The sequence below is a fragment of the Gracilibacillus massiliensis genome (genome assembly GCF_001458115.1).
In the GTDB taxonomy this organism is placed as follows: domain Bacteria; phylum Bacillota; class Bacilli; order Bacillales; family Amphibacillaceae; genus Gracilibacillus; species Gracilibacillus massiliensis.
The window spans coordinates 389,756-405,412 of sequence record NZ_CZRP01000012.1; the positions used below are offsets into that span (position 1 = coordinate 389,756).

Here is a 15,657-nt window from a genome sequence, read left to right on the forward strand (position 1 = left end):
CACATGAAGACGATTATTTTTGATGTTGATGATACCTTGTATGATCAGGCAATATCTTTTTATCGTACCTTTAAGAAATTAGTGAATGAAAATCGTACATATGAAGAACTCGATGCCATCTATCGGTTGAGCAGAAAATATAGTGAACAATTATTTGATCAGAGTGAAAAAGGTGAAATTACTGTATTTGATTGGCAAACCGGCAGATTTATCAAAGCACTAGACGATTTTAATATATCTATTAGTTCTAATACGGCGGCTGAATTTCACGAAGCATACAAAGAAGAGCAAGCGAGAATTACACTTTTTCCAGAAATAAAAGAACTATTATCAATTTTAAAACAGCAAGATAAACAACTGGCGGTTCTCACGAATGGTGAAGAACAACATCAAACGATGAAAATCAAACAATTAGAATTAGCCAAATGGATCCCAAATGAAAATATTTTTATCTCTGGTTCTCATGGAATTGCAAAGCCTAATAGAGAAATCTTCGACATCGTCAAAGACAAATTAGATTGTGATCCAGCTGAGACTGTTTATGTTGGTGATTCGTTTGAAAAAGATATCATAGGTGCGAAAAAAGCAGGATGGCAAGCAATTTGGATGAATCATCGTAAACGTGAAATTCCTAACAATAGTGAATTTTATCCTGATATCGAATTACAACATGCGAAAGATCTATTGTCTTATTTTACAGGTCATTAATTTTAAGGCGGTGGAAATGGTGGTAGATAATTTTAAAGAGTTTAATAGTTTTAAAAAATGGACAGCTCAAGACGGCACTCCTGAAAATAAAATATCTATTTTTATTTTTGTAATTGGTTGGGCTTTATTTAGTATTAGTATTTTACTCGGTATATTTATCATTATAGATAGCGTCGATTTTATAGCATTGCTACCATTTGCGGTGACAGCATTAATAGCTGGAATTGTATTAATAGGTATCGCTGAAATAATCAAGTTGTTGACTAGTATTATCGATCAATTAAAAAAGAAAAGCTGATTGATTTATTCCATTTTGAAAGGTGCGGTGAACATGGAAGAAAAAGTAGGACAGTGTGCGGAATGTAATCAAACTGTCTATTGTATTGCAGGGTTCTTAGACGGGTTTTATCATGAGGGTAAATTATTATGCGAAACTTGTTACAAACAAAGGTTAAATATTCGTGAATACTGATATGCCTGACAGGGTATAACAACCTTAGGAGGGGAATCAGATGAGATATGTTATTATCGGTGGCGTTGCAGCTGGTATGAGTGCGGCAATGGAGATTGTTCGAACAGATGAGGAAGCCAAAGTGACGGTTTTAGAGCGTGGAAAAGATTATTCTTATGGTCAGTGCGGACTTCCATACATTATTAACGGTATTGTACCATCTACAAAAGACGTGATTGCACGAACTGTGAGTACGTTTCGAGAGAAGTATGGTATTGATGCCAAAACATACACAAAGGTGACAGATATAGATCCTGATAAACAAGTAGTGAATGGCATGCAAACCGAAACAAATCAAGCCTTTCAACTTTCGTATGATCGTTTACTGATTGCTTCTGGTGCAGATCCAGTAGTGCCCAATTGGCATGGCATCGATTTAAAAGGAATTCATACATTAAAAACATTAGTAGATACAGATCATTTAAAACACGATTTATCAGATAATATTAAAAATGTAACTGTAATTGGTGGAGGTTATATTGGTTTAGAAATGGCGGAAAGCTTTCAAACATTAGGAAAAAACGTGACCCTGATTCAACGTGGCGATCAATTGGCGAACATATTTGATACTGATATGTCAAAATTAATAGAAGAAGAGGCTGTTCGGCATAACATTAATCTTATTTTAGGTGAAGAAGTAACAGGTTTTTCTGGCAAGGAAAGAGTGGAGACTGTTGAAACAGATAAAGGCTCTCACCAAACAGATCTCGTTTTGTTAAGTATCGGTGTTAAACCGAATACGGAATTTCTAAAAGAAACAGGCATTCATATCAATGGACAAGGCGCTATACATGTAAATGCATATATGGAAACATCGATTCCAAATATTTATGCTGCCGGTGATTGTGCGACACATTATCATATTGTCAAACAATTAGACGATCATATCCCGTTAGGCACCACTTCAAATAAACAAGGGCGAATTGCTGGTGCAAATATGGCTGGACATCCATTAACATTCAAAGGAATCGTCGGCACTTCAATTATTAAGTTTTTTGATTTAACACTAGGTAGAACAGGGATAACTGAAAAAGAAGCCAAGAAATTAAAGCTTCCATATGATGTGGAAACAACGACAGCATCTGATCATGCCGGCTATTATCCAGGGAATGAAGAACTTACGATAAAGTTACTTTATAACAAAGAAACGAATCTATTATTGGGAGGACAAATTATTGGCAAAGAGGGCGTAGATAAACGAATCGATGTGTTAGCAACCGCCTTATACAATAAAATGACAGTTGCGCAATTGACAGACCTAGACCTTGCCTATGCTCCACCGTACAATGGCGTATGGGATCCAATTCAAAAAATGGCAAGAAAAATATAAAATGAGACTTTATGCAGTGGGGGTTTTAGACTTCCTCTGCATAATAGCAAAACTTACCAGTAAGCGAGTGTCTGTTTGACTTACCAGAGACTTCAATCAGAGCTCATCTAAGAAAGTGCTTCTTTAGCAATAGCTGCTAATTGAATTTTTTCCAAGGTATGACAATATTCTTTGGTAATATCCCCAATCACATCCAATTTTTCTTTTTTTAAATAATTGACATCTTTCTCATGTGTGTACCAGTCCCCAGTTTCTGCTTTTTTCTGCTTTGAATTCGGCCATGCATCCATTAGGCTTGGACTGTATATCCGAGTAGAATTAGGTTTAATTGTACAACCTTCGAGATTTGCACTTGTTAATTTACCAGGAGTATCTTCCTTAATTGTATGAAATAAGTGTGGCCAAAAATCAGCTCTAGAGCCCGTGTGTCGTTGATAATTCGCCCATTCAAAAATCCGACTATATTGTTGCTGTTCAAATAGTAAGTAATATAAACGTTTGCCAAGTTTAATCCGATCATCAAGGGATGCAAAATGGTTTACCGATTGGCCCATCAATTTTACTTCATGATCTTCCCTGTAGGGAAAAAGAATTTGATTTAATTGCAGAAATTCTTGCATTTTAAATTCAGCCGATTTAAATATTTCTAATTGATAGTCATTATGTTGTATCACTCTTTTTTCAATATAGCTTTGTTCATTGATAATTAAGGCTGTAGAAAGTAGATGACGATCCTTCTTTTGGTAAAAGTAATTCCATACTACTTCCATAAAATAAGAGATATCCATCGCGGATAATAGATGAAAGAGGTTCTGTCCGCTTCTCACACTTTCTTTGTATACAAGCAATTGCGGATAAGCATCCTGAAAGATCAACCAATTCCCTCGCTCCAAAAAGGCGAAAAAAAGCTCGGCATCTTCAGTGGTTAATATTTTGCCTAATAAACTACCTTTTAAATCTGTCATATTCCAACCAGCATTTCGTGAAACCATATGAGCTAAAAAAGCCCATTCAATTTCGGAAAACTGTTTATAAAAATCTAGATAGGCAGCCGTTCTCGAGAGATTGTTACGATTATGTTTCATCGTTTCTTGAATAATTGTTTTAATAATATTTCGTTCATTTGTTGAATAAATGGGTTGCTTTGGTATTTGTTGAAGCATTTTTTTCAATTTCTTTAAGGTAGGGTCTCTTTTTAAAAAGTCGAAAATGGCAAATACCCCCTCTTGATGCTCTTACTAATATCAATGTATTTGATCAAGTTAATTCATATTCCTATTATGGTTTAGTGAACAATGAAATATACGATGAAAATAGGCGATAACTTTGATGATTTTTCAAAAAAAGTAAACAAGATATATTTACATTATTAGTAGGACTATAGTATAATTTTCTAGAATTAACACGCTCGAATTTTGTGGTAATTAGTCGAAAAGTTTTAATGTGAAGGTAAAAAATGGTATAAATTTCTTGTCTCCTATTTAAACATCAGCATGTTAAAACAGCAAATGAAAGAAGGAATAGGTGATCTAATTGAAAAGATATGGATTATTGGCCGGATTGTTTATTTTCATATTAAGTGCAGTTATCATCATGAATAATAGGTTTATGTTTGTAAGTGCTTCATTTTTAACTATTTTGCTATCGTTACTTTTCATTGTATGTGCGTTTTGGTTAGGATATAAGCTGAATCAAGCCTCTTTGAAAATATCAGCATTAGAGTCGAATGAAACGAAACAAGCGAATACAATAAATGACCTAACCAAACAAAATCAAGAATATCTGCAATTTTTTAATTGTTTTGAAGGCGTTACATTATATATTTATAATGAAAAAGATAAAAAAACAAATATCTCCAATGGGGTGGAGAAATTATTTGGTTACACACAGAAAAAATTTCAGTGCAGTACGGATATGTGGAAAGATCTTGTACATGAAGAGGATCGTAGCAAGGTGAAGAAATCTGAACAATTATTATTAACTGGAAAATCTATAGATGTTAAATTTAGAATTGTGCATCCAACAGATGGCATAAAGTGGATTAGAAAAGTCTCCCAACCTGTAACCAATTCCGCGGGTGAGATTGATATCATTAATGGTCAATTTATTGATATAACCGAACAAAAAAACTTAGAAAATCAACTGAGACATATGGCCTATTTTGACGACTTAACAGATTTACCAAATCGAAAAATGTTAGACCGTCACATTCACAAAGCTTTGGCAAGGTCGAAACGTCATCAGCACAGTTTTTCCTTAATGTTTGTCGATTTAGATGATTTCAAAGAAGTAAATGATACGCTCGGTCATGACGCAGGGGATCGTTTGTTAAAAGAGGTTGTTGCACGCTTCAACCAAACCACTAGAGAAGAAGATCTTATCGCTCGAATCGGTGGTGATGAGTTTATCTTAGTGTTCGAAGAAACGAGTAGAGAAGAAATAGAAGATATTGCGCAAAGAATCATAGAGAATACTACGCGACCATATACTATTGATGAAAACGAAGCGTCGGTATCTGTAAGTATTGGCATTAGTATGTATCCGGAGAATGGATCAGATAAAGAAGCGCTCATTCAAAACGCAGATAAGGCAATGTATTTTGCGAAAAACAATGGAAAAAATAATTACAAGTTTTATACGCAAGATATGCAAGATATTACATTGAATGAAGAAAGTATTTTCGCAAAATGGTTCAACAAAATCCAAAATACTTTTACATTGTGAGAATGGTTTTAACCCCCTTCTGACTTTTATTAATATCATAGAAGGGGGAGATGATAAAATGATGTGAAGTTAAAACTTCGCAGTATTTATTTATATTGTCCATTGGTCTGAAATAATACCAGTAAGCTTCCATAACTCATTATCATTTTTCTCAAAAACAAGGTGTACGCTTTGCCAGTCCATCTTGGCATTTTCTTCCGTACCTTCTACATGATACTCAATGATTTTTGCGTTCGGAAACTGTTCCTTATGGTTGTTAATCGCATTGCCATGTTGATTATATTGATTTACATATATTTCGTCTGGTTCTTGCAATTTTTCAACATTTAAGAATTCATTAAAATAGGCAAGAGGTGTCAATTCAATTGGTTTTCCAGAGCCATCGTAATTACCCCAATGATAGACTGTTTCATCTTCTTTAAGTTTTGCTATCTCCTCTTTTGTAAATACTTGGTGCTGATCCTTAACATGTACATATGGTGAGAACAGAACACCTTTTTCCTTATGGGCATACACTGCTAGTGCTTCCATATCTCTTTTATTAATTACTTGTATTACTTCTTGTGCTAGTTGGTCTACATTGGGTTCAACAGCCTCTAATCTCTCGACTTCAACATTATCCAGAATCCATTTATCTTCAACCCATCTAACGTGGAATGTTTTTTCAATTTTACCTCTCATCTGATTTTCCTGTTGTTGAATAACTTTATAGTGTTGCTTTGTTACTTTTTTAAACGTAAAGTCTGTATCTTGATCAAAGAAAACTGGAGATTCCTTTGCGATAAAATAAACACCACGATCACGGTTTTCTAGATAATTTTCGATGATTTCATTCGCCTGTTTAGTTGACATTACTTCTGTTAAGAAGCCACGAACTTCATTAATAGAGTTGTACGAGCTTAGAAAATTTTGTTCATTTGTATCATTAATTAACGATTCAAAAGCTTCACGGTAGCCGTTTAAAATTGCTACTACTTTTTCTTCCGTGAGATCCTCAACTGAGTTGATATCGCCTGTGTTTTTATCTTCTTCGACTGTTTTCTCGTTGCTAGAAGCAGGATTGCTTGATTTTGTCTCGTCTTCCTGGTTAGTTAAGATCCAAACAATAGAGGCAACTCCAATGAGCAGAATCATTAATAAAAGGATAATTTTCTTCATCCTATCTGCCTCCTTCATTGAGAGATAATGTGTTACTTCTAGCATAACAACTAAAATAGGAGATGTCACATTGGCATTTAATTTGAAAAATAAAGAAAATAATAACATTTTTAATTGTATGTGATAGGATGATAGTAAAAGGTAATTCGAAAGAGGTAGTCTTAAATGAAAAGGAGAAACAAGATGATGTTGTGGTTAGGGCTAATTAGTATAATTTTATTCAGTATAATAGCTAAGAGTTATAATGACACAAATTTCGTGAAAATAGAGCGTCTTGATATTACGACAGATAAATTAGCAGAGAACCAGTCATTTACGATATTACAAATGACTGACTTACATAATAAGCAATTCAATAAAGGTAATCAAAGGTTGATCGATAAAATTCAATCTCTAGATCCAGATGTGATTGTAATTACAGGGGATTTAATAGATCGAAAAACAGAAGATGTAGAAAATGCGTTGTCTTTTGTTGAGGAAATTGTTGAAATAAATCCCCATACCTATTTTGTATCAGGAAACCATGAGTGGGGAAATCCCTTACGTGATGTTTTGTTTGAAGGTTTAGAAGAAAGAAAAGTAAGGTATTTAGATAATCAAAATACCAAGATAGAGTTTGGGTATATAAGCTTCCAACTTGCTGGAATAGGTGACCCTTCTACCAATCACGATTCTTTAGATTCAGCACTTGACGGGTTAGAGAAAAATGATTTTACGGTGTTACTTTCACATGCTCCCGATGTCAAAGAGTTGTCATATCCAGCTCCAATTGATCTGACATTAAGTGGTCATACACATGGTGGCCAAATCCGCTTGCCGTTGGTCGGTGCTATCATTGCACCTGATCAAGGTTTATTTCCGAAGTATGATAAGGGGTTATATCTATTAAACGAAAAGCAACAGTTATATATTGATAGTGGTTTAGGAACGAGCTTAATGGATGTACGCTTGTTTAATCAAAGCCAAATGACATTGATTACGGTAAAAGGTGAAGACTGATGAAGAAGTTAATGGTATTAGTAGTTGTGGCGTGCTTAATAATGGCAGGCGTAGAATTATTCTTTGTCCCAGATTATATCGTGAAATCGGTGATAAAATTAATCATCTTTCTCTTTATTCCGTTTATTTATATTCGATATTTTACAAATCTTTCTTTCAAGGATATATTCACTTTCCAAATGAAAAATTTGAAAGCTTCTAGCATGCTAGCAGTTAGCGTTTTTATATTCATTCTCTCCACCTACTTGTTGATCGGTGATTTTTTCGATTTATCCAATATTACCGTGATGTTAGAAGAGAATATTGGTGTTGATAAACGTAATTTTATTTTTGTTGCCATTTATATTGCACTTGTCAATTCCTTATTAGAAGAATTTTTCTTTAGAGGCTTTGCTTTTTTAGCATTATTAAAATTAACTACGAGAAAAGTAGCCTATCTATTTAGTGCAGGAATGTTTGCAATCTATCATATCGCAATGATGACTGATTGGTTCTCGATATCGTTGTTTTTATTGATTTTAGTTAGTTTGTTCGTAGCCGGCCTGTTATTTAATCGACTTGATGAAAAAACAGATAGCATTTTACCATCTTGGTTGGTACATGTAAGTGCCAATCTCTCGATTAATCTAATTGGAATCATGCTTTTTGGAATAATTTAGATTGAGGTGTCTTCATATGAAAAAAATGGTTGGTATTGTTACTCATTTTTTTAGTTGGTTGTGATTCAGAAGTTGAAAAATTCGATTATCAAGACCAAACAAATGATAACCATGTGGCAGAACAGCCAGAATTTTTTAACTACATAATTATCGAAATAACTGAAGATAAATTGGAAATAGCTCCAATACGAAATGATCTTGATGTATCGTATTCGACAGAAATATTATCATTATCTCATGAAACCAAAGTAGAAGGTAAGAAACGCCATATTAATGATTTAAAAATAGACGATAGGGTAGACGTATGGACAAAGGACAATGACCAAATAGAAAAAATTAAGGTGAAAGAAGAATTTGATAATACTTATTAAATGGACAACCTTTCTCTTTTAGTCTGTCAGGCACTGTGTGGATAGTGAAGTCTAACGGGTTTAATTGATCATTCACTTCATCCCAAAAAAGTGGTGTTGCTACCGTCGCTTCTTTTGTAGCTCTAGTCGAATAAGGAGCGATAATAGTTTTGCCTGGTCCATGTTGCACAAAATCAATATAAAGTCGATTGCCTCGGTTTTTTATTAACCGCTCTATTGTAAATAGATCAGGATACTCTTTGATCAATACCTTGGCAACTGCTTCCAATAATGTTCTTGTCTCTTGGTATGTCATTTCTTGGATGGGAATATGAACTTGTAATCCAGTTTTTCCTGATGTTTTTACAAAAGGTATGAAACCCTGGTATTCCATCATTTCTTTAATTAACAATGCTGCTTTTACAGCTAATTGAAAATGTTTTATTGATGGTGGATCTAAATCAAAAACCATTTCATCTGGATTAGTATTATCTGACTTATTAAATGGAACATGAAACTCAATGCCACCATGATTCCCAAACCAAATTAAACTTCTAAGATCTTGGCAGAGCATATGCTTATCGCCGCCTTCTGTTACTCTAAACTCAATAAAATCCGGTGCATAGTCAGGTACATGTTTTTGATAAAAAGAATGGTGAGCAACTCCATCAGGATAACGGATTAATGTTAAAAGTCGATCCTTTAATTTACTAAGTAATAGGGGAGCAGTGAATCTTAAGTAACATAAATAATCTAGTTTTTTAACATGAGGAAATAAGTACTTGTTTAATTTCGATAATGAAACCTCTTGAGGAAATTGAGCTAATCCTAATTTAACTGTCTTGTCTGTGCAATCAGTAGGTACTAAATCAAAACGAAATTGATGAAAGTAAGGCTCTCTTATTTCCTGATCCGTTGCACTTAAACAATGGATATCGATACAAGTGGCTGGCTTGACCTTCCATGTTGTAGCATTGATTTTTTGACCATTTTGTTTGATAAAATCAATTAGAGTTTGTTTCTGATTAGAAGTAAAACCATTCTTACACTTACCTAATACTTCTAAAGCATCGTCGATATAGTGGGTGACAGTAAAATAATCGTTTTTCATATTCCACTTCGTGATCACCCCTTGAATAGTGCGGTAATTTTTGATTTTTTGCCACGATTTAGTTCTTTTTCCTTTCTGATAAGTGGAATTGGCTAGTTTTGCGATAATCCCTTCTGCTTGATGTAATTCAACGATAGCTTTAATCGTTTCTACATTGTTAAAGGTAGGGGCTTTTTGTACGATATCCGTTTCTTCACCAAATAATTTTGTTATAAGTTTATCTCTCTCTAGCCATTCCTTCTTTTCCAAATCGATTCCTGCCCAGTACAAAATGTCAAAGCAAACAAAACTGGTTGGTCTGTGCTGACAATAATAATTTATTTTTGTGTTTGTCTTTAAACGAGCCCTTAATTGTATGTGTTCGAAATCCGTATGGAAAGGCGTAATGAACTGAACTAGTTCGCCATCAAGAAACATTGGCAAGTTTTTTTTATACTTTTCTTTATTATTATCACACCAAGACACAATTTCTGGAAATGAGGAAGTTAGATCAGTTCCATTACGGCTCCATATTGTGACTGAGTGATCTGTCCATTTAAGTCCACAACGAAAACCATCATATTTAACCTGATATAACCATTTGTCACTGATTGGTATATCTTCTACTAATAATGGTAACATTGGTTTCCACATTATCTGATCTCCTTTTATCATGTCAATGATAAACATTAATTAGCTTTTCAAGATTATTTTGAACTAAATTTTGTATGATTATAAGGAATTTAGCAAAAATAATAGAAGAGGTGATCAGATGCATACAATGTGGAAAGGTACAATAAGCTTCGGACTAGTAAATATTCCAATAAAATTACACTCTGCGACAGAAAATAAGGATATTAAACTTCGAAACCTTCATAAAGAATGTCAATCTCCTGTCAAATATGAAAAAGTCTGTCCTGTCTGTGAGAAGGAGGTCGGCAATGATGATATTGTAAAAGGATTTGAGTATACAAAAAATAAATTCGTTATTCTAGAAGAAGAGGATTTAGAGGCAATTAAAGAAGAGAAAGAGGATAAATCCGTCGATATTGTAGACTTTGTAAAATTAGAGGAAATTGATCCCATTTATTTTGATAGAAGCTATTATTTGTCACCAAATGATGGAGGAGCAAAGGCTTATGGATTGTTGAGAAAAGCATTGGAGGAAACGGGTAAAATTGGTTTAGCAAAAATTACGATTCGATCTAAAGAGCATTTAGCAGTAGTGCGTATTTATAAGAACACGCTTGTAATGGAAACGATCTATTTCCCCGATGAAGTTCGTGATTTTCAAGAAGTACCAAATGTGCCGGAAGAAACAAATATTGTCGAGAAAGAAATTGAGACCGCTAAATTACTAATCGATCAGTTAACCACAACTTTTGAACCAGAGAAATATCATGATGACTACCGTACTGCCTTATTAGAATTAATTGAACAGAAGAAAAACGGGGAAGAAATAGCTACTGCACAAGAACCAGCCAAGAAAGATAATGTAACTGATTTGATGGAAGCTCTTGAAAAGTCACTAAATAAAACCAAGAAACAAAAAAAATCAACAAAACGGAAGAAATCAACTAAAAAGACGACATCTCAAAAGGCAAAAGCTAATTAATTGAGCTGAATTGGTAAACATATATAGCATAGCACAATATAATGTTTTAGATTACTGTGTTTTATTATTCTTTTCCAGTATAATTACGATATAAGGCTCAAAAATGCAGGGGGAATTTACAAGGATGAGTATGAAAAGAATAATTCTAATGGAGAGCATTTATGCGTTAGTGATCGGTTTCATATTAGGCTATATATTTGAAAATATCGTTCTAGGATTGGCAATTGGGGTTGGAATTGGAGCAATTATGGTACTTATTTTAGCTGCAATTAATAAACGAAACCTTAATAAAAATAAGAATCATATACATAATTAACGGCGAATAGAAAAAACTATCCTTCAATAAATCAAATAAAGGAGGATAAATGATGAATGCCCAAAGAGCACAAGAAATTATGGAGTCTGCCGATATGCGAAAGGTAACATATAATGGAGATAATGTCTATATAGAACATGTAGATCAAGGGACAGGTCATGCAACCGTACATCCTATAGATAGCCCAGAGCAAAAATATATGGTGTCTGTTGATCAACTAGAAGAATAACACACAAAAGCACTTGGGTATGTTTCCAGGTGCTTTCGTACTTTTGAAGTTAAAATGTTTGCAAAATATTTTAAAAAATTTGCAGGAATTCAGCGATTGATAGCGAATATTATTAGGGTATGTAAAACTATTTTAGATGCAATGGTTTAGTTTATACTCGGGGGATTCATCATGCAATCATTTGAACCATATACACTATATATTACTGCGATGGGATTATTAATATTATTTTTATCCATTGTCTTATTAAAAAGACCGACCAATTTCAGCAGAGTTTTGCTCTCGATAAGTTTAATTCTTGCTAGTTCATTCATGATCTTAACAGCTTTCGAATTATACGTTCAAGATTTTAATGCAATGTTATGGCTTAGAAATTTTCAGCAAATTGCATTGTTTTTATGTCCTGTATTTCTATTTGGATTTGCTAGAGAGCTAGCTGACTCCAATCCACAAAAAAACATAAGATACATGGTATATTTAAGTATTCCTGCAGTATTGGGACTTATTTTAATATTTACTAATTCATTTCATCAATGGATAAGGTCAGAGACATCAGTTCAAACAATTAATGGATTAACAGAGATCACCGTAACCTCTACATCTATTGGAATGTTTTTTGTTGCATACCTTATATTTTTAACATTATTACCAGTCTTTACTTTGTTAAGGAATATGCATGATTTACCAACACACCTCAGATTAAGTCACCTTTTGTCATCTACGGCTATTCTACTACCTTTGCTATCCGTATTAATTATGCCTTTTGTTTCGATTGACATACCGGGTCAAGTAGCATTGTCTTTTTCACTAATGAGTTTTATGTTAATTTTTATCTTTAAGCGCTATGATTTTAATTCAATCTGGCCTGTTTCGCGCAGTAAAATTTTGACGTCATTAGCGGAAGGTATCTTATTATTTGATACACAATATAAATTATTAGAAATTAATAAGGCAGGATTGCAAATTATTCAAAAGTGGCTACCAGATTCAAATGAGAAGATGATTATTGGGCAACAAGCAGAAAAAATATTTAATAACGAAAAAATCAAAAAGAGTTTGTATGCAAAAAAGACAACTTCATTTGAATGGAAAGTGATGGTGGAGGATGCTTCTTGTTTTTTACACGTAAATGTTGTACCGATAGGCTATTTTGGACAAGAACTAATGTTAATTGTTTTTACTGATATTACGGAAAAGAAGCTGATAGAAAATCGTTTATATACATTAGCTCATTATGATACTTTAACAGATATTTGTAATCGCCATTCATTTATTGAGAAATATAACCGTAAGATAAAGAACAAGAATTTTCCTATGTCATTGTTATTATTGGATATTGACCATTTTAAGCAATTTAACGATCAGTATGGTCATTTAATTGGTGATAAAGTCTTAAAACAATTTGCAAAGACGCTAACAAAGTTTTTTATTACAAAAGAACAGCATGTTGTCGTAGGTAGAATTGGTGGAGAAGAGTTTGCCGTTTTATTGGAAATGGATGCAGATGCAGCAACCATTCAGGCTAATCAATTTCAACAAAAATTATCAGAATGTTCAATTAATGTAAATGATTATAAATATGAAAATATCACAGTTAGCATAGGAGTTGCTACGACCTACCAACAAACCAATTTTGAAACGATCTACAAAGAGGCTGATGATGGTCTTTACCAAGCAAAACGTGCCGGAAGAGACCGTGTTGAGATGGTTAATACATAAATGTAGAGGAGGTTGTTCATGTTGAAGTTAATAGAGATAGAGGATTCTTAATATCGCTTGCAAAAAAAGCATAAATACAAATTTCTACTTTTTTCACTCAGGAAAAGTCGTTTCATGCGGTTTCCCGGGTAATAATTATAGGTATTTCCCTATTTTTAATAAAAGCAACTGAAATGTACGTTTGAAAATGACATTTCAGTTGCTAAGCGTTTAGCATTAAGTCTTCAAACTTTTGGCAATCATCTCTTTGTCTTCTTTAAATTTATGATGTGTTTGTTGGATTAATTCTTCAAATAATCCATTTAGATTTTTTTCCATCGAAGCAATACCGACTCCTGTGACTCCGCCTTTCACACAAACCTTTTCAATTAGTTCAGGTAATGTAAAATGATTTTCCGCTAACAATTTCCCGAAACCTATAAACATTTTTTCCATTAATAATGTTGCTTGTTCTGAAGTAATTTCCGTTTGTTCTACGGCATCTTGAATATAGTTTTCAGCCAAATAGGAGAAAAATGCTGGACCACATGAGACAATGTCTGATGCGATTCTCATAATATTTTCCTCTATCTCGATAGGCTCTGAAAAATAGTGACATTTCTTAATGAAAAGCTCTTTACGATAAGGATCAATAGTAGAGCCAAAGGTTAAAAGGCTGACTCCCGCTAATGCATAGTTGGTTATACTTGGTACCATTCGCGCTACCTGACAATTTACTAATGATTCAATATCGCTTATCGATAATGGACTTGTAATCGATACAATTAATTGCTTTTCGTTTAAAATAGGTTCGATCTCTTTTAAACAATCGACCATGTCACCTGGTTTTACACATAAGAAAATAGTGTCGACGTTTTTCACTAATTCAAATGCATTTTCTTCTACGTGAATGTTCGGATATTTACTTTGGATCGCATATGCTTTTGCCGCAGTTCGATTATGAATATAAAGGTCTTCTTGTCTTAATAAGTTGGAATCTAAAAATGCTGAAATTAAGACTTCTCCCATATTTCCCGTTCCAATTAAACCCCATTTCATTTTGTTTCGCCTCCTTAGTTGGTTTTGAGCTACACCCTATGAACAACTCTACTATCTTATGATAAAGGAATGATATTCATGACATGGTTAATTAAAAATTGGTATATACTTTTGTTGGTAATTGTATTAGTGATTTGGATTTTAGTGGAACCATCGAACGATTCGGAAGATAATAATATAGCTTTATTAGGTGAAGCAGGTGATGAGAATATTGAGAGCGAGGTACATGACGAAGTAGAGGAGGTAGAAGAGATCACCTATATGGTGGATATAAAAGGGGCTGTGGAAATGCCAGGTGTTTACGTTGTAAGTGAAGTGGATCGTGTACAAGATGCCATCGAACAGGCAGGAGGCTTTCTGCAAGATGCCGATGTGCAACGTCTTAATTTGGCGGAACGTGTTTATGATGAAATGGTAATATATGTTCCAACGGTAGGTGAGGTCGAAGATGGTGCAGGTAAAATCGGTTCCAGTGCGGTTGATAACAAAATAAAAATAAACACTGCAACTATGGAGGAAATACAAACAATACCAGGTATTGGTGAAGTAAAAGCAGCTGAAATAGTAAAATATCGTGAAACTTACGGCAGGTTCGAGGCGATTGCGGATTTAATGAACGTATCAGGTATCGGTGAAAAGACTGTAGAAAAAATGGAGGAGTATGTGCGGGTGCCATAATTTTATTGACGCTTCCTTATTCAATCGGTACACTTTTAATATATCGGTTGAAGGGAAAGGTTGATAAAAGATGGAAAGAATATCATGGCATCAATATTTTATGGCACAAAGTCACCTACTGGCTCTACGAAGTACGTGTCAGAGATTAATGGTAGGAGCGACGATTGTTAGAGATAAACGAATAATTGCAGGTGGTTATAATGGCAGTGTTTCTGGCAGTGTTCATTGTATCGACGAGGGTTGTTATGTGATTGATGGCCATTGTGTACGAACGATTCATGCAGAAATGAACGCCTTATTACAATGTGCAAAATTCGGTGCTTCTACTGAAAATGCAGAAATTTATGTTACTCATTTTCCTTGTTTAAATTGTTGTAAAGCGATTATTCAAAGTGGTATAAAAACGGTTTATTATGCAGAAGATTATAAAAATCATCAATATGCTGTCGAACTTTTCAAGGAAGCGAATGTATATGTAGAGAAAGTGGAATTGGATCAACATTACATAAGTTTAAAACCATAAAGACCACTTA

15 protein-coding genes and 2 pseudogenes are annotated in these 15,657 nt (G+C 33.9%); 13 read left to right on the top strand and 4 right to left on the bottom strand.

What is annotated here, in order from left to right; translation table 11 throughout:
* Positions 1-3: 3 nt before the first annotated feature.
* The 3 genes from BN3107_RS09415 to BN3107_RS09425 all read left to right on the top strand — a co-directional run bounded on the left by BN3107_RS09415 (position 4) and on the right by BN3107_RS09425 (position 2,549).
* Complete coding sequence (locus tag BN3107_RS09415; RefSeq protein WP_058307374.1) at positions 4-708, top strand: HAD family hydrolase; 705 nt, start codon at positions 4-6, stop codon at positions 706-708.
* Between the two features lie 16 nt (positions 709-724).
* Positions 725-1,006, top strand: a complete 282-nt coding sequence (locus BN3107_RS09420; protein WP_058307375.1) for a hypothetical protein — start codon at positions 725-727, stop codon at positions 1,004-1,006.
* A gap of 214 nt (positions 1,007-1,220) precedes the next feature.
* A complete protein-coding gene (locus tag BN3107_RS09425) occupies positions 1,221-2,549 on the top strand; it encodes a CoA-disulfide reductase (RefSeq protein WP_058307376.1) in 1,329 nt (442 codons plus the stop codon).
* Between the two features lie 107 nt (positions 2,550-2,656).
* On the opposite strand, the gene BN3107_RS09430 is transcribed toward BN3107_RS09425, so the two are convergent.
* Entirely contained in the window at positions 2,657-3,712 is a 1,056-nt protein-coding gene (locus BN3107_RS09430; RefSeq protein WP_082631275.1) for a DUF2515 family protein, read from the bottom strand.
* Positions 3,713-4,082: 370 nt separating this feature from the next.
* Here BN3107_RS09430 and BN3107_RS09435 point away from each other — a divergent pair, with 370 nt between their 5' ends.
* Positions 4,083-5,273, top strand: a complete 1,191-nt coding sequence (locus BN3107_RS09435) for a sensor domain-containing diguanylate cyclase (protein ID WP_058307378.1) — start codon at positions 4,083-4,085, stop codon at positions 5,271-5,273.
* Positions 5,274-5,363: 90 nt separating this feature from the next.
* Here BN3107_RS09435 and BN3107_RS09440 read toward each other — a convergent pair whose 3' ends face one another.
* On the bottom strand, positions 5,364-6,431 hold the full coding sequence (locus BN3107_RS09440; RefSeq protein ID WP_058307379.1) for a hypothetical protein: 1,068 nt from the start codon (positions 6,429-6,431) through the stop codon (positions 5,364-5,366).
* Between the two features lie 183 nt (positions 6,432-6,614).
* Between BN3107_RS09440 and BN3107_RS09445 the strand changes: the two genes are divergently transcribed.
* The 3 genes from BN3107_RS09445 to BN3107_RS09455 are packed head-to-tail and all read left to right on the top strand — an operon-like array spanning position 6,615 to position 8,460.
* Positions 6,615-7,430, top strand: coding sequence for a metallophosphoesterase (locus BN3107_RS09445; RefSeq protein ID WP_058307380.1), 816 nt, complete (start codon positions 6,615-6,617; stop codon positions 7,428-7,430).
* Positions 7,430-8,089, top strand: a complete 660-nt coding sequence (locus BN3107_RS09450; protein WP_058307381.1) for a CPBP family intramembrane glutamic endopeptidase — start codon at positions 7,430-7,432, stop codon at positions 8,087-8,089. The genes BN3107_RS09445 and BN3107_RS09450 overlap by 1 nt, the downstream gene beginning before the upstream one ends.
* 35 nt (positions 8,090-8,124) lie before the next feature.
* The gene (locus tag BN3107_RS09455; protein WP_148434701.1) at positions 8,125-8,460 is read left to right on the top strand and encodes a hypothetical protein; all 336 of its coding nucleotides are present in this window, start codon (positions 8,125-8,127) and stop codon (positions 8,458-8,460) included.
* Here BN3107_RS09455 and ligD read toward each other — a convergent pair.
* The gene (ligD, locus tag BN3107_RS09460; RefSeq protein ID WP_058307383.1) at positions 8,426-10,183 is read right to left on the bottom strand and encodes a DNA ligase D; all 1,758 of its coding nucleotides are present in this window, start codon (positions 10,181-10,183) and stop codon (positions 8,426-8,428) included. The two genes, BN3107_RS09455 and ligD, sit on opposite strands and share 35 nt — an antisense overlap.
* Positions 10,184-10,301: 118 nt before the next feature.
* On the opposite strand from ligD, the gene ku reads away from it, so the two are divergent.
* The 4 genes from ku to BN3107_RS09480 all read left to right on the top strand — a co-directional run bounded on the left by ku (position 10,302) and on the right by BN3107_RS09480 (position 13,408).
* Positions 10,302-11,144, top strand: a complete 843-nt coding sequence (ku, locus tag BN3107_RS09465) for a non-homologous end joining protein Ku (RefSeq protein ID WP_058307384.1) — start codon at positions 10,302-10,304, stop codon at positions 11,142-11,144.
* Between the two features lie 124 nt (positions 11,145-11,268).
* Positions 11,269-11,460 (top strand): hypothetical protein, encoded by a 192-nt coding sequence (locus BN3107_RS09470; protein ID WP_058307385.1) that lies wholly within the window; start codon positions 11,269-11,271, stop codon positions 11,458-11,460.
* Positions 11,461-11,512: 52 nt separating this feature from the next.
* On the top strand, positions 11,513-11,689 hold the full coding sequence (locus tag BN3107_RS09475; protein WP_058307386.1) for an H-type small acid-soluble spore protein: 177 nt from the start codon (positions 11,513-11,515) through the stop codon (positions 11,687-11,689).
* A 171-nt stretch (positions 11,690-11,860) separates the two neighbouring features.
* Positions 11,861-13,408 carry a histidine kinase N-terminal 7TM domain-containing diguanylate cyclase gene (locus BN3107_RS09480; RefSeq protein WP_058307387.1) on the top strand — a complete coding sequence of 516 codons (1,548 nt, stop codon included), beginning with the start codon at positions 11,861-11,863 and terminating at the stop codon, positions 13,406-13,408.
* A 216-nt stretch (positions 13,409-13,624) separates the two neighbouring features.
* On the opposite strand, the pseudogene comER reads toward BN3107_RS09480, so the two are convergent.
* A pseudogene (gene comER / locus BN3107_RS09485) lies at positions 13,625-14,464 on the bottom strand (late competence protein ComER); the annotation flags it as partial.
* 60 nt (positions 14,465-14,524) lie between these two features.
* On the opposite strand from comER, the gene BN3107_RS09490 reads away from it, so the two are divergent.
* Together BN3107_RS09490 and BN3107_RS09495 are read left to right on the top strand one after the other, a co-directional pair.
* Positions 14,525-15,124: a helix-hairpin-helix domain-containing protein gene (locus BN3107_RS09490; protein ID WP_058307389.1), complete on the top strand. Its 600-nt coding sequence runs from the start codon at positions 14,525-14,527 to the stop codon at positions 15,122-15,124.
* Between the two features lie 70 nt (positions 15,125-15,194).
* Positions 15,195-15,641, top strand: a pseudogene (locus tag BN3107_RS09495) (ComE operon protein 2); the annotation flags it as partial.
* Positions 15,642-15,657 lie beyond the last annotated feature (16 nt).

Bases quoted from the DNA above. Each gene is read 5' to 3' on its own strand.
- BN3107_RS09425 (WP_058307376.1), top strand. From the start codon at position 1,221: ATGAGATATGTTATTATCGGTGGCGTTGCAGCTGGTATGAGTGCGGCA.
- BN3107_RS09440 (WP_058307379.1), bottom strand. From the start codon at position 6,431: ATGAAGAAAATTATCCTTTTATTAATGATTCTGCTCATTGGAGTTGCC.
- BN3107_RS09490 (WP_058307389.1), top strand. From the start codon at position 14,525: ATGACATGGTTAATTAAAAATTGGTATATACTTTTGTTGGTAATTGTA.
- BN3107_RS09430 (WP_082631275.1), bottom strand. From the start codon at position 3,712: ATGCTTCAACAAATACCAAAGCAACCCATTTATTCAACAAATGAACGA.
- BN3107_RS09480 (WP_058307387.1), top strand. From the start codon at position 11,861: ATGCAATCATTTGAACCATATACACTATATATTACTGCGATGGGATTA.
- BN3107_RS09415 (WP_058307374.1), top strand. From the start codon at position 4: ATGAAGACGATTATTTTTGATGTTGATGATACCTTGTATGATCAGGCA.
- BN3107_RS09450 (WP_058307381.1), top strand. From the start codon at position 7,430: ATGAAGAAGTTAATGGTATTAGTAGTTGTGGCGTGCTTAATAATGGCA.
- BN3107_RS09445 (WP_058307380.1), top strand. From the start codon at position 6,615: ATGATGTTGTGGTTAGGGCTAATTAGTATAATTTTATTCAGTATAATA.
- ligD (WP_058307383.1), bottom strand. From the start codon at position 10,183: ATGTGGAAACCAATGTTACCATTATTAGTAGAAGATATACCAATCAGT.
- ku (WP_058307384.1), top strand. From the start codon at position 10,302: ATGCATACAATGTGGAAAGGTACAATAAGCTTCGGACTAGTAAATATT.
- BN3107_RS09470 (WP_058307385.1), top strand. From the start codon at position 11,269: ATGAGTATGAAAAGAATAATTCTAATGGAGAGCATTTATGCGTTAGTG.
- BN3107_RS09475 (WP_058307386.1), top strand. From the start codon at position 11,513: ATGAATGCCCAAAGAGCACAAGAAATTATGGAGTCTGCCGATATGCGA.
- BN3107_RS09420 (WP_058307375.1), top strand. From the start codon at position 725: ATGGTGGTAGATAATTTTAAAGAGTTTAATAGTTTTAAAAAATGGACA.